Here is a 14434-nt window from a genome sequence, read left to right as displayed (position 1 = left end):
CCGAACATGAACGAAGATCAAAAACCCAATGATCCTGTGAATGAAGCGGCTTCATCCAGCGATACAGAAAAATCTCCTGCGCAACAGGTAGAAAAAAAAACTGAAATAGAAAACAACGCGACGACTTCGACCGAGCAACAACAAGCTCCTGAAATCGCTAAAAAGAAAAAATATTTATTGCTCGCCCTGATTCCAGTTCTGCTGGCAGTCATCGCTTTTGGATTATGGAAAAGCTACCAACCGGCTCCGCTTGAATTGCAGGGTCGTGTAGAAGCTGAAACAGTTCAGGTGGCGACCAAAGTGCCAAGCCGTATTGAAGAAATTTATGTAGAAGAAGGTCAGCGGGTCAAAAAAGGCGATGTACTGGTGCGCTTAAACAGCCCGGAAATTCAGGCCAAAAAACAGCAAGCCGCAGCGGCTTTACAATCTGCGCTGGCCTTACAATCGACTGCTGAACGCGGCTCGCAGGAAGAAAATATCGCCAGTCTGTATGCCAACTGGCAAGCGCTGAAAGCACAGCAAAATTTAGCCAAAGTTTCTTATGAGCGTGGTGCAAATTTATTGAAGGAAGGTGTGATTTCACGCCAGCGCCGTGATGAATTGTATGCAGCCAGTCAATCAGCGGCGCAAATGACAGAGGCGGCGTATCAGCAATATGCACGTGCCAAACGTGGCAGCACTTCGCAGCAAAAGAGTTCCGCCGATGCACAGGTAGATATTGCCCAGGCTGCGCTGGATGAAGCCAATGCTTTAGAAGCAGAAACCCAATTAGTAGCACCTGTAAACGGAACGGTGTCTAAAACCTATGGCAAAGTCTCGGAGCTGGTAGCCACCGCAGTCCCTGTGGTCAGCCTGATTGAAGATCAAATGTGGGTGAGCCTGAATATTCGTGAAGACCAATATGCCCCGTTTCAGAAATTGAGCAGTATTGAAGGTTATATTCCCGCCCTAGATAAAACCGCCACTTTTAAAATCAAGCAGATCAGTGCTGAAGGTGAATTTGCCACCATTAAGACCACACGCCAAACCGGCGGTTATGATGTGCGAAGTTTTAAGCTGCATCTTGTGCCCACACCAGCGATTCCTGAACTGAAAGTTGGGATGAGCGTGTTATTTAAACTGAAAGAGACCCGATAATGTGGACGGGTATATGGCGCGAACTGCGCTATCTGCTCCGCGAAAAATGGGATCTGTGTCTGGTCACGCTCGCACCTGCACTGGTGATTATTTTATTCAGCAGCATGTTTGCTCAAGGGAAACCGGATCATTTACCGATTGCGATTATTGATCAAGACCAGAGTGCGCTGAGTCAAAGCATTTATCAGCATGTGGCGCTGAATCATACTCTTAAAATTGCTACGGTGTCGGAACAAACAGCTGAAATTGAGCGCCTGTTAAATCAAAATAAAATTTGGGGTTATATCCATATTCCCAGCGGTGCCGAGCAACGTCTGGTTCGTGCCCGGGATGCTGACATCAGTATTGCCTTTAACCAGAGTTATTTCAGTATCGGAAATACCATTTCCTCTGCCATGCTGGTCAGTACCCTGCAAGCACTGGCTGAATTTAGCGGACAGCAATATCTGGGCAACCGGCTGCCTTCTCTCGAAGCACCGTCACCGCATATCAAAATATCGCCGCTGTATAATCCACAACTGAATTATGAATTCTATCTGGAACTCTATGTCATTCCGGCAATTCTGCATTTACTGTTGTGTTGTTGTGTGGCATTTTCCGTCGGTCAGGAACTGAAGCGGCAGACCTTAACAAGCTGGATTAGCAACTCATCCATCTGGATGGCATTGCTGTCTAAGAACCTGATCTATGTGGCTATTTTTAGTCTATGGACCTGGATCTGGATGTTCTGGCTGATTGAAATTCGCGGCTGGTTTGTTGCCGGCTCGCTCGCTCTGATTCTATCGGCACAATTTCTGCTATATAGCGCTTATGCATTTTTAAGCAGTGCAGTGGTTCTAGCAACCAAAGATTTAAGTAAATCTTTTGGCATCATTGCGGTCTATGGTGGTTCATCTTTAAGTTTTGCCGGTGTGACCTTACCTTTAAATAATGCGCCCCTATTCACCCAGTTCTGGTCCAATATTATTCCGTTCACGCCCTATGCCAAATTACAAACTGAACAATGGGTGATTGGTAGTCCATTGCATATTTCACTGCAAGCTGGATTAATGCTGCTGATCTATGCCCTAGTCTACGCTCTGCTGGCTTATCTGTTTCTTAAAAAAATCGCCAAAGGAGCAACACCATGAAATCCCTTTGGTTTTACTATCTACAAAGCTTTAAAGATATCGTCAGTCACGGCACGATCTTTACCACGCTGATTCTATCTGTCTTGTTTTACAGCTTTTTTTATCCAACCGCTTATCAGGCACAGCAGGCTGAAGCCTTACCGATTATTATTGTCGATGAAGAACAAAGTAGCTTAAGTACCCGCATTATTGGTCAGGTGGCACAAAGCCCCAATGTCGAAATTCAGGCGATTACCGGAAATTTTGCCGAAGCCAAACAATGGATGGAATCTCAAAAAGCCGATGGTATCTTGTTACTACCGGACAATTTATCGCAAAGCTTAAGGCATGGTGAAACAGGCGGAATTGGACTGTATTTAAGCACGGCCAACTTTTTAGTGACCAAACAAATTGGTCTGGGCTTAGCTACATCAGTTGAGCAAACTTTGGCAGATTATACTGAACGCTTTGGCAAGGTCTCGGATTTTTCACCTGCCCTTTCTGTGCATCAAATTCCTTTATTTAATCCGCTGTCCGGCTATGGCAGCTATGTCTTTCCTGCTGTTGCACCTTTAATTATTCACCAAACCATTCTTTTGGGTTTGAGTATGCTAATTTTAGTATATCGGGAAAGAAAAGTAGAATTAAACGCAAATGCATTGGTTGGGATGTGTTTAGCGGTCTTTACTATTGGCTGTCTGGGATGTTTCTATTTATTCGGCTTTAGCTTCTGGCTATTTGATTATCCACGTGGTGGCAACCTGTTCGGGATGCTACTGGCTGTTCCAGTTTTTATCTATACAATAATTGGCATGACCTGCCTATTCGCCAGTTTTCTGGATTTGCCGGAACGTGCGGGTCATGTGATTGTATTCACTTCCATTCCACTGTTCTTTTTATCTGGTGCGGCCTGGCCGCATGCTGCAATGCCTATCTGGATGCAAGTCGTTGGCGAAATCCTGCCTTCCACCCAAATTGTGCAGATGTTTATTCAACTCAATCAGATGGGTGTACCTACAGAGCTAGTCTTGCCTAAATTGCTTTATCTCGGAATGATCGGCAGCTTGTACTTTTTCTTGGCTTATCGACGTTTAATTTCAAACTGTGGAACTTTCTAGCTAGGTGTTTAGTCCCAGATTTTAATGGTGTAATATTCTCAGAGAAATGGAAAGATGCAGCACTATGGGACAAGTTCTACACAACAGCGCCACAACGACACAGACAGTGCGTCGAGCAATACAAAATAGTTAAGAGAGCTTAATAACGCTAGCCAAGCGTTACGGCATCAATCAAAAGACTGTCGCAAAATGGAAGAAACTTACTTCAGTAGATGATCTTACAACAGGGCCAAAGAATCCTCGCTCAAGCGTGTTATCGCCTGAAAATGAGGCGGCAATTGTTGCTTTTCGAAAACGCACTTTGTTGCCGCTAGACGATTGCCCTTATACATTGCAGCCGAGTATTCCTTATCTGACACGCTGGTCGTTACACCGCTGCTTGCAGCGGCATGGTATTTCATGACTGCCTAAGGTACAAGGTGATCGGCCTGTCAGAAAGCGCTTCATAAGAAATTGAGATCTTTAGAGAGGAATGAATTATTAAAATCAGTCAAACGGCTAGGTCGGTCACTTTGGAAAAAATGGTCTGGTTATCATCATCGAAGTTTAGTGGAAACCAAAATGCATTGCATCAAATGATTAGGCGATAAATTAACAGCAAGGAGTTTTGCTAGTCAGGTGGATGAGATTCATGCACGTGTAGCAGTTTTGAATAAATTCACAGAATTAGATCGCCCTAATACCCAAGTTGTCACTTGAATTTAGCTCAATTAGGGCAGCATTGTCTTTCAAACCTTTGTGCAACAAAGCCCTTCCCCTGATTGATATTTATTATTTAGTTTCCCAGTAATATGTTGATTCTTTTGCGACTTATTGGCCTTTTTTGCGTATTGACCTGATGTTATGGCCCTTGGCACTTCTCGCCCTATTGTTACACCAGAAAATTACCCCTATTCATCAAAAGGCGGTCAATAAAATTCACGCCAAACTAAAAGTTACGCAACAGGAATCATCAACATGATATGGATTGCAGTGATCGGTCTGCTTTGGCTAAGCTGCTTTGCCTTTTATACTGTAAGTGCAAAGCAGATTCTAAAAACCCGAAAATCTCGGTACGCTTTTTTAGCGAATTTTCCTACGTACACTAAATTCGCAGCAGGTATTTTCTTATTCGTTGCAATGGTTTTATTACGGACCCGGTTTAGCTCCAGTATCAGCTTTGTGGCTCTATGGATATTTCTAAGCCCTGTACTGTTTATCTTTATCTTAAAAATGAATAAAGCACTTTAGTATTTATTTAAAATCAGAAAGTAGCAAACAGCCTAGTGCGCTACTTACATGCCCTCTATTGAACCAATCTACCCAGTATCTGCTAAACCTTGCCAACCTACTTTTAAATATTTCAGATTCATTATTTTGGCTAGAATCAAAAATTTAAATTGGTAGGTATTTGGTAGGTAGGATTCTTTTTAACTTCATCCAATACTCATATTACGGTGAGGGTCACCGATAAAATAATCAATGAATGGTAGAAGGAATCACACCATGGCTTTTAAAAATATTTCAGATCAAACTAACGGTTTTTATATTCCCTGTGTTTCACTTTTTGGTCCGGGCTGTGCTAAAGAAATCGGGATAAAAGCACAAAATTTAGGTGCCAAGAAAGCGCTGATTGTAACTGATGCGGGGCTGTTTAAATTTGGTGTTGCAGATGATATTGCAAACTATTTGAAAGAGGCGGGTGTTGACAGTTATATTTTCCCAGGCGCGGAACCCAATCCAACTGATATTAACGTGCATCATGGAGTTACAGCTTATAATGAAAATGCCTGTGATTTTATTGTATCGTTAGGTGGGGGTTCATCACATGACTGTGCCAAAGGCATTGGCCTAGTCACTGCAGGTGGCGGACATATCCGTGATTATGAAGGGATTGATAAAAGTACCGTCCCGATGACACCACTGATTGCAATCAATACTACAGCAGGGACAGCTTCGGAGATGACACGTTTCTGTATCATTACCAATACCGATACCCATGTGAAAATGGCGATTGTAGATTGGCGTTGTACACCACTCATTGCGATTGATGACCCTAAACTTATGTTGGCCAAACCTGCAGGGCTGACTGCGGCAACAGGTATGGATGCCTTGACGCATGCAGTAGAAGCCTATGTGTCTACAGCAGCAAACCCAATCACTGATGCCTGTGCAGAAAAGGCGATTACCATGATCAGCGAATGGCTTAGCCCGGCAGTGGCGAATGGGGATAATCTGGAAGCACGGGATGCCATGAGCTATGCCCAATATCTTGCCGGAATGGCCTTTAACAACGCCTCTTTAGGATATGTGCATGCGATGGCACATCAGCTCGGAGGCTTCTACAACTTGCCGCATGGTGTTTGTAATGCAATTCTGCTCCCCCATGTTTGTGAATTTAACCTGATTGCTTGTCCTGAACGTTATGCCAAAATTGCCCAATTGATGGGGGTGAATACAGAAGGCTTAACCGTAACTGAAGCAGCTTATGAAGCGATTGGCGCCATTCGTCAGCTTTCGGCTTCAATTGGTATTCCATCTGGGCTGACGGAATTGAATGTAAAAGAAGCTGACTTGGCCATCATGGCGGAAAATGCACAAAAAGATGCCTGCATGCTGACCAATCCACGTAAAGCCAGCCATGCCCAAGTGGTAGATATTTTTAAAGCGGCGATGTAGTGCCTCAATGTAAGTCTTCTTTCCAATCATCTGACTTACATTTTTAACAGCCCCTGTTTCACTTTCTGAGGAAGTGTGCCAAGAGCAGACATGCATTTTCCTGTTCCTGGCTGATCCTTTTGCCTTCATAAGAGGATAAAAACGGGGGGTGTTTCTTTTTTATCAAGCCCCTTTCATTATGATTATCGACATTAATCCCATGGTAGAAAAATGCCAAGATTTTTTTAGCCTGTTTCAGCCACAAATAAAATTTCATAGCGTATTATCTTACGATTATATTTGATCCCTGAGGAATAAACTGCGCGTCCTTCAAATGACATGAAGGTGAGCGTAGCTGATTTTAATGAAGAGCATCCCATCAAGCAGCTAGGCAAACTGGGTAGCCACTGATAAAAATTTTAGGATCAGGTTCAGTCTAAATCAATAAGTAAACCCACAGTAAGCAAGGATAATACTTAATATTCCAGAATTTTCCTATTTTAACTGTTTAGCTTTGTACCGACAGTTACATCAGCTTTAAAGATTTTTATATTTTAACAGAGTCTGATGAACGGGATGGATTTTGGGCATCAGTTCAATCAGGCGTTCTATAGCATCAATCGCTTCAGGAAAATGTGCCACATGTTTCAGCAGGACATCGGTTTCATTAGCCTTGAAAATGGCATCGCTCAGGCGTGATTCCAGACAATCTCTCCAAGCGCATAGAAATGGACTTTCTGTTCTAGCCAGAAATACGCCGGTACATAATTTCAAGGCTGAATCAATATATCCAGCATCTAGGGATTGCTCCATCATTAAAAAGTCAGCCTCTACATCCGCCAATAAACGATAGGGTCTGGAACCTAGCATACCACCTAGTACATCGCGTAACTGTGACATTTCTGCTTTTAAAGTCCCTATACTGACCTTGCGTTCGCCATATAAGGCCTGATGCAAGGTATCTAGACTCAGGCCCTGCGGACATAAGGCCAGAATGGCTAGAATTTCAATCTGTCGAGGGGTCAGAACTAGCACCTTGCCATTAAACAGCACTTGAGGTACTGAAAAAGCCCGAATAAACAGGCGCTGCTTCTGGCATTCTAGTAGAGCCGACTGGATGATCGTAGCACAGCGCTCCGCAGCTAGTAGTGCTAAACTGTTATGCTTTGGCCAGGTAGTTGACAGATCAATGACACCTAAGACCTGTTTTGAATAGGGATCAATAATCGGAGCAGCGTAACAAACCCAATCATGAATGGAGGACATGTAATGTTCACTGGAAAAGACACAGCTGGATTGTTGAGTTTTTAAGGATAATGCCAATGCATTGGTTCCGACTAGCTCTTCGCGCCATTGTCCACCTTCAATAAAATGTACACTTTCTGCGGCACTTTGCATTTGCGGGCTGGACGCTGTCCAGATGATAGTGCTGCCTATATCACCGACTGCCAACACCATCGATGACTGCTCTGCAATATGTTTCAAGTCTTGTGCACAATGGTGTAGAGCATAGGCTAAAGTTAAAGAAGAAGTGGTCTTTTTTATATCTGTCAGTGGTGCTGCTAAACGATTCTTAGGGATTTCAGCCGAGGATGAGCGCTGCCAAGAGCTGGCAATACTCTGTCCCAGCTGTTCTGCATGAAGGGGAGATAAACTGCTACTTTGCCGAAGCTGATCGATATTGTGCCTTTTTTGCGCCAAATCTTGTTTTGTCATCATTCCTTATTCTCACAACAATTCATGATTTACATCCGCTGTAATCGTTATTCTTTTAAAATAGATGAAAAGATCGTGAACATGCTAGCTCCAACCTTTTTCCAACCTTACCTCATTTATATTAATCAAATAAGGTGCAGAAGTACCTTATACCAAAGCTGTAGAAGCGGTTTTGCCATACGAAAATAAGCAAAGGAAATAAATATGCGTTACATCGATCCCAATCAACCTGGTTCAAAAATTCAATTTAAAGCACAATACGATAATTTCATTGGCGGCGAATGGGTCGCTCCGGTCAAAGGCGAATACTTTGACAATCTCTCTCCGGTAGATGGCAAAGTCTTTACCAAAGTACCGCGTTCTTCTGTAGAAGACATTGAATTGGCCCTGGATGCAGCGCACAAAGCCAAAGAACAATGGAACAGAACATCGCCGACCACCCGCTCCAATATTCTGTTGAAAATTGCCGACCGTCTGGAACAAAATCTGGAAATGTTGGCTGTAGCAGAAACCTGGGACAATGGAAAACCGATCCGTGAAACGCTGGCTGCCGATATTCCACTGGCCATTGACCATTTCCGTTACTTTGCCGGCTGTATCCGGGCTCAGGAAGGTGGCATTTCCGAAATTGATGAAGATACTATCGCCTACCATTTCCATGAACCGCTTGGTGTAGTCGGACAAATCATTCCCTGGAACTTCCCGATTCTGATGGCCGCCTGGAAACTCGCGCCAGCCTTGGCTGCAGGCAACTGTATTGTGCTGAAACCTGCAGAACAGACTCCGGTCAGTATTCTGGTGCTAGCTGAACTGATTCAGGACATTTTGCCGCCGGGCGTGTTGAACATCGTCAATGGCTACGGGGTCGAAGTCGGCCGTCCACTGGCGACCAATCCCCGTATTGCCAAGATTGCCTTTACCGGCTCGACTGCCGTCGGCCAAATGATAATGCAGTATGCAACTGAAAATATTATTCCGGTAACGCTGGAACTTGGCGGTAAATCACCAAACTTGTTCTTTGCCGACATTATGGATCAGGAAGACGATTATCTGGACAAAGCTCTGGAAGGCTTTGCCATGTTTGCCCTGAACCAGGGTGAAATCTGTACCTGTCCTTCCCGTGCCTTGGTACAGGAAAGTATTGCCGATGAATTTCTGGCGCGTGCAGTAGAGCGGGTGCAACGGATTAAGACTGGTCATCCGTTAGATACCGACACCATGATTGGTGCGCAAGCCTCACAGGAACAGCAGGACAAGATTCTGGGTTGTATTGCCACTGGCCGTGAAGAAGGCGCACAGATCCTGACCGGTGGTGAAGCACGTCATGAAGTGGGTCAAGGTTTCTATATTGAACCGACCATCTTTAAAGGCACCAATGACATGAAAACCTTCCAGGAAGAAATCTTCGGGCCTGTACTGGCTGTGACCACCTTCAAAGACTTCGATGATGCGATCAAGATCGCCAATGATACGATTTATGGACTCGGTGCCGGTGTCTGGTCACGCTCAGCGCATACCTCTTACCGTGCAGGCCGTGCTATTCAGGCAGGTCGGGTCTGGACCAACTGTTATCACATCTACCCTGCCCATGCGGCTTTCGGTGGTTATAAAAAATCAGGGATTGGGCGTGAGAATCACAGAATGATGCTGGATCATTATCAGCAGACTAAAAACTTGCTAGTCAGCTATTCGACCAAACCAGCCGGGTTCTTTTAAGAAGTGAAATAAAAGCGAACTTCGGTTCGCTTTGAATGTATGGTAGCTAGCTTTCACAAAATATCAGCAACATCTTCAAGCTGCGGCCAATTCAAATAAAGTTTTTAGTTTATAAACACTTTTTTTTAAAGGAAAGAGCATCACCTCAAATTTCTATTTGCAATAGTGTCATTTCAAGATAATTTCACTCTATAAAGATTTCGCCACATTCTCCAGCCATTGAGTGCCAGAAGAATAAAAATAAAATAAAGCACGGCGGTTAAATACAATGACTTATAGCTATACATGCCGACATAAATCACATCTAACACACACCATAATCCCCAGCTTTCAATATATTTTTTTGCCGCCCAATAACTTGCCACCAAGCTAAAAGAAGCCAACATGGAATCCAACCAAGGGAGTGATGCTGTGGTGAAATGAGCAAATAAGGCGCCAATCACCAGACCGGCGACAATACCCACAATCAGACTATATACCCAGATTTTTTTATTCAAATAGCCAATCTGCACGGTGATAGCCTGGTCATGATTTTTCTTCGACCAGCTATACCAGCCATACAGTTGCATCAAGATAAATATGGCTTGTAATGCTGCGTCTGCAAATAAATTGACGCGATAAAAAATAATCATATATAAAAATACAGCGACAATATTCACTAACCAGCAGACTTTATATTGTTTGGAGGTCAACCAGACACCTAAAACGTTTAAAATGAACGCTGCAATTTCTATATTTTCCATAGCAATATAACCTGATTAAGCAGCCAATTTAGAAGTTCAGATTGAATGACAAGGTTGCTGTACGCGGCGAACCCAAGAATAAATAATCGTCACCCAAAAATTCACCTGCATCACGCCAGTATTTCTTGTTGAACAGATTATTAATATTCAAGCGCAGCAATGCATCGGTCGTATTTAGCTTAAATTGATAAGCAGCGCCTAAATCAACCACACTATAACCTGCAACTTTCGCAGCACCCTCTTTGTTGGCATATTTGCTGGAACTGTATTGACCACCTGCCAGAATAGTGAAACCTGCAATGCTCGGTACGTTATAGCGAAGATGTGTTGCGAAACGAGCTTTTGGCACGTTTTGCGCCTGATGATTACCATATTCAACCGCTTCTACATTTTCTAAACGGGCTTTAGTCAAGGTAAAAGATGAAGTTAAGGCCAGATGATCGGTTAATGCACCATTCAGTCCGAGCTCCAGACCCTGACTATGTTGTTCGCCTTCCGCAACAAAATAGCGAAGTCCTGAAATCGGCTTGCTATATTGGTTGTCTTGGCGTAAATCAAATAGCGAGGCAGTCAATAAAAACTGCTTGATCTGTTGTTTGAAACCAACTTCATATTGCTCTGAGTAGATCGGTGCTAGGGTTTCAGCAGCATTCTCTGCAAACCAAGGTGCTGATTTTCCATCTGACAAGCCTTTGGCATACGAGGCATAGACGGTAGTCGATTCCAAGGGGCTATAGCTGATTGCGAATTGCGGTAAAAATTTAGCTAAATCGGTATCGCGGACTTTTATTACCTGCTTACCCTCTGCATCATAAGCATGTGCTTGCTCATCAAGCTCGATCCATTTTCCGCCAATTAAAGTGGTCCAATGTTCATTCCATTCAATACGGTCTAATGCTGTAAATGCAGTTTGTTTACTTTTAAGTGCTTGATATTTTGGTCCAGCATTCGCTGTTACTGGGGAAAAATCTATGGTTTCTGTATAAATATTACCTACACCAATCCATTCATTGACACCAGCAAAACGATCTCGCGATTTATTGGTTTGTGTAATATCAAAATTTAGATAATGTTGCGCCCAATTGGTATCAATCACCCCATCTAGTTTGACTTTAAATTGGTTGGTTTTAAAGGTTTCATCTGGATTCTGATAATCGTAAATATCATACTCGCCAGCTTTACCAAACGTATTACAGGAATACGCTTCTAGACAGCCTTCCCGATAATAACCATAAGCAAAGCTTGAATAGTCATCAACTCTGGATTTACTGTGGGCTGCAACGAGTCCCAAGTTCCAGTCATCATTCAAAGCATAACTATATTTTAAACTGCTATTCAGACTATCGATCGTGACCGGTTTGCCCCAAGTCTGATAACCCAGCAATCGATCCCATTTCACATTTTCTGGGACTTTGCCATCCAGTAATTGATAACCTGGCACTGATTTTTGTTCGGAATGCTGTGCTTCAAGATCAAGTTCTACTTTGGATTGCGCTGACATCTTCCAATCCAATGCCAATGCCGCTAAATAGCGTTCACCCTCCACATGATCGACATAAGAATCCATCTGTTCATTCACCAGATTGATGCGATATCCGAATTGTTGCTCATCACCCCAAAAACCACCTAGATCAGTTGCCACTGAAAACTGTCCATGTTGATCAGCAGAGAATGTCAGGGCCTGGATATCTTTAGGTCGCTTGGTGACATAATTCACAACCCCACCCGGGGTCGACATACCACTTTGAATCGCGGAAATGCCTTTTAAAATTTCCACACGTTCTTTGTTTTCAAGTGCAACATTTTGTTCACCACGAATCACATTGCCATTAATGAGGTAGCTTGATGCCAAATCGAGTGCAAAGCCACGCGAGACAAAGTTTGGATAATAGCCAATTGCAGCATAGCCCTCACCGATGGCTGCATCATTTTTTACCACATCGCTCAGCACACGAGCATGTTGTTCAGCAATGAGATCGGCAGTCAAGATAGAGACCGATGCAGGGAGTTTTTGCAGACTGTTCGTAGCAAATCCTTCAACATTCACTTTGGCACTCGAGTAAGGAATGCTTTGATCGGCGGTGATAACAATCGTGTCAAGCTGTTGCACAGCATCTTCAGCATAAGTCAGCGGGGCTAAACACAGCGGTGACAGAATGATCATTTTTAAAGATCGGGTTAATACATTCTGTTTGAGTTGACGAGTGTTCATACGAAACCTTATGTATGTGAAGTGGGTGATGATGCTGGGTTTAGAGAGAGCATTGAGAAGCTTGCAATTCATCTTGAATGAGCCGAGTTAAAGTCTGGGTAAATTGTTGGCCTTGTTCGCCAAAGAACCAGTCCACATGACCGATAATCCAATCGTAATAAGCCGCATCTGCATGGTTGAGGTTGTGGGTAATACCCACAAAATACTCCAGCTCTGAAAAAGCGAAATCCAAATGCACGATTTTCAGTAGTTCTGGCAAAATACTAAAATCTTCTTGTGGATGTACTTCAGAAAAATAAGCATGTAGAAAGGCAGTTAAACCAGCTTCATCAATCTGAATATGTGGGCTCTGCTCTAATTCCAACCAATCAATGAAATTACGTTCAATCGTCACAGCCAGATCATAAAGTGCCGAGTTTCGGTCAGATAAACCAAAATCAATTACGGCAGTAATTTCAGCTTTGGCATCCGGCGCTGACCAGAATAGATTAGAAGCGTGTAAATCGTTATGGGTCCAAATTTTGCTTGCCTGTTGCAATACAGGCTGAATACGCTGGTGAACCTGTAAGATTCGATCTAAAAAGTAAGGATCTAAATTTTTATCGGCAAAATAACGGCTTAATTCTGAACTGTTTGCAATGCGCCGTTGAATGGCTGTAATGATATTTTCACTGTCTAAAAGCTGCTGATTGGACACTAAATAAGATGCTGATCGGCCTTGCTGCTCAGGAAAATCCTGCATGGCCATATGTAACCTTGCCAGTAATTGCCCCGCTTTCGCAGCATGTTCAGCATAGAAAAAAGGTTTCCAGGATTGCTGATCTGCATACAGATCTAAGCCGACTGCTTTTGCATAGACTTCATAGGTCCAGTCACCTAGCTCTAAAGCAGTCAGACCTTGATTTGAGCTAATCAATGCTGCAACAGGAATTTCTTTGCTAGCTAAATGCTGAAGAACAGCATGCTCCTGTAAAATATCGCGGGCACGACGAAAGGAATAATGGCTGCGCTTAATCAAATACTGATGCGCGACTGCTTCATCCCTGATCACAAAATCCTGCTCCACCTTGACCAGCGCCGCAGATGAAAATGGCCGGGGACTATACCACAAAATCTCAAAATGACCTTGTAAACAGGAATATTGCTGCTGCAGGCTTTGTAATTCTGGATCAGAAATATGTGCCCAGTCTTTATGTTCCCAGGCATTGCCCATACCATGACCTAAATCATTGGTAATTATGGTCATCATCACTATTCCTGAGCTAGATCATTATCTAATAATGGAAAATCATCGTTTAGGCGAACATGCAAACAGTATTTTTAAATACATTTAATATTGAAGACACGCCCTAAAATTAAGTGGTACATACCAGTATTAAATTGAAGGCAAGTTTAGCCTTATAAATATAAAAATAGAATAGATCTCTCGCATAAATCAAAAAATGATCTTCTTTTTGGTTAATATTCGAACTCCAGATTTCTTAGCATTCGCGCATAATCTGCGGATGAAAATATATCGATTCAAACAAGCTTTCTTATCCTCAGTTCAAGCGATAACGTAGTTTTGAAATGTACCGTAATTCATTTTCATGACTTCACTAAGTAGCTCTTTAAATCCCTGTTTATCAGCAGCAAATTCTACCAGTGATTCATTGTTCAGATCAGTAACACATGCCATGGTCGAAATGACCTGTACACTATGAGCTTTGAATAACCCTCTCAAAATTTCATTTGAATGATTTTGGTCTTTAATGAAGTTCTTTAACGGCTTAGCAGGGATTGCCCAAGTATCGAAGTCTTTCATCTGTATCTGACGAACTTCAATGTCATTGATTTTGATGCTTCGATTCGTTTCTAGAAAAAAATCATTCATAATGATGTCTCAAATTAGATTTTAATGACAAAAAAATACCCTGATGGTTATCCCATCAGAGCTAAATATAAAATTATTTATTTCTTAATTTGAAATACTTTGATCAATCAGTTTCTCAATAGTATTAGTGAACCGTACCGGGTTTGTCGGAGAGTCAATATTCTGAGTGAGAA

General features: G+C 42.8%; 11 protein-coding genes and 3 pseudogenes. 9 read left to right on the top strand and 5 right to left on the bottom strand.

Features of this window, described 5'->3' with window-relative positions:
* The first annotated feature begins 6 nt into the window (after positions 1-6).
* From ACWM1W_RS15980 to mdh, 8 genes and pseudogenes are all read left to right on the top strand, one after another.
* On the top strand, positions 7-1137 hold the full coding sequence (locus ACWM1W_RS15980; protein WP_375726197.1) for an HlyD family secretion protein: 1131 nt from the start codon (positions 7-9) through the stop codon (positions 1135-1137).
* Positions 1137-2267 carry an ABC transporter permease gene (locus ACWM1W_RS15975; protein WP_005237554.1) on the top strand — a complete coding sequence of 377 codons (1131 nt, stop codon included), beginning with the start codon at positions 1137-1139 and terminating at the stop codon, positions 2265-2267. The genes ACWM1W_RS15980 and ACWM1W_RS15975 overlap by 1 nt, the downstream gene beginning before the upstream one ends.
* Positions 2264-3364 (top strand): ABC transporter permease, encoded by a 1101-nt coding sequence (locus tag ACWM1W_RS15970; RefSeq protein ID WP_375726198.1) that lies wholly within the window; start codon positions 2264-2266, stop codon positions 3362-3364. The genes ACWM1W_RS15975 and ACWM1W_RS15970 overlap by 4 nt, the downstream gene beginning before the upstream one ends.
* Positions 3365-3428: 64 nt before the next feature.
* Positions 3429-3764, top strand: a pseudogene (locus ACWM1W_RS15965) (IS481 family transposase); the annotation flags it as partial.
* 50 nt (positions 3765-3814) lie between these two features.
* A pseudogene (locus tag ACWM1W_RS15960) lies at positions 3815-4063 on the top strand (IS5/IS1182 family transposase); the annotation flags it as partial.
* A 52-nt stretch (positions 4064-4115) separates the two neighbouring features.
* A pseudogene (locus tag ACWM1W_RS15955) lies at positions 4116-4325 on the top strand (PepSY-associated TM helix domain-containing protein); the annotation flags it as partial.
* A complete protein-coding gene (locus tag ACWM1W_RS15950) occupies positions 4322-4594 on the top strand; it encodes a hypothetical protein (RefSeq protein ID WP_004779934.1) in 273 nt (90 codons plus the stop codon). The pseudogene ACWM1W_RS15955 and the gene ACWM1W_RS15950, both read left to right, overlap by 4 nt.
* A gap of 255 nt (positions 4595-4849) precedes the next feature.
* Positions 4850-6022, top strand: a complete 1173-nt coding sequence (mdh, locus tag ACWM1W_RS15945) for an iron-dependent methanol dehydrogenase (protein WP_004647793.1) — start codon at positions 4850-4852, stop codon at positions 6020-6022.
* A gap of 516 nt (positions 6023-6538) precedes the next feature.
* On the opposite strand, the gene ACWM1W_RS15940 is transcribed toward mdh, so the two are convergent.
* Positions 6539-7720 carry a hypothetical protein gene (locus tag ACWM1W_RS15940; RefSeq protein WP_004779935.1) on the bottom strand — a complete coding sequence of 394 codons (1182 nt, stop codon included), beginning with the start codon at positions 7718-7720 and terminating at the stop codon, positions 6539-6541.
* Positions 7721-7921: 201 nt separating this feature from the next.
* Between ACWM1W_RS15940 and exaC the strand changes: the two genes are divergently transcribed.
* Complete coding sequence (gene exaC / locus ACWM1W_RS15935) at positions 7922-9433, top strand: acetaldehyde dehydrogenase ExaC (RefSeq protein ID WP_034171318.1); 1512 nt, start codon at positions 7922-7924, stop codon at positions 9431-9433.
* A gap of 173 nt (positions 9434-9606) precedes the next feature.
* Here the strand turns inward: exaC and pnuC are convergent, their stop codons facing one another.
* The 4 genes from pnuC to ACWM1W_RS15915 form a co-directional block, all read right to left on the bottom strand.
* Complete coding sequence (pnuC, locus tag ACWM1W_RS15930) at positions 9607-10176, bottom strand: nicotinamide riboside transporter PnuC (protein ID WP_312308593.1); 570 nt, start codon at positions 10174-10176, stop codon at positions 9607-9609.
* 28 nt (positions 10177-10204) lie between these two features.
* Positions 10205-12388, bottom strand: coding sequence for a TonB-dependent siderophore receptor (locus ACWM1W_RS15925; protein WP_375726199.1), 2184 nt, complete (start codon positions 12386-12388; stop codon positions 10205-10207).
* Between the two features lie 40 nt (positions 12389-12428).
* A complete protein-coding gene (locus ACWM1W_RS15920) occupies positions 12429-13634 on the bottom strand; it encodes a phosphotransferase enzyme family protein (RefSeq protein WP_375726202.1) in 1206 nt (401 codons plus the stop codon).
* 300 nt (positions 13635-13934) lie between these two features.
* Entirely contained in the window at positions 13935-14261 is a 327-nt protein-coding gene (locus ACWM1W_RS15915) for a hypothetical protein (protein ID WP_004812063.1), read from the bottom strand.
* Positions 14262-14434: the final 173 nt, after the last annotated feature.

The organism is Acinetobacter sp. TW_SC_4 (genome assembly GCF_054861205.1).
Note: the sequence above shows the minus strand (reverse complement) of the source record. Positions and strands in the feature narration are given on the sequence as shown.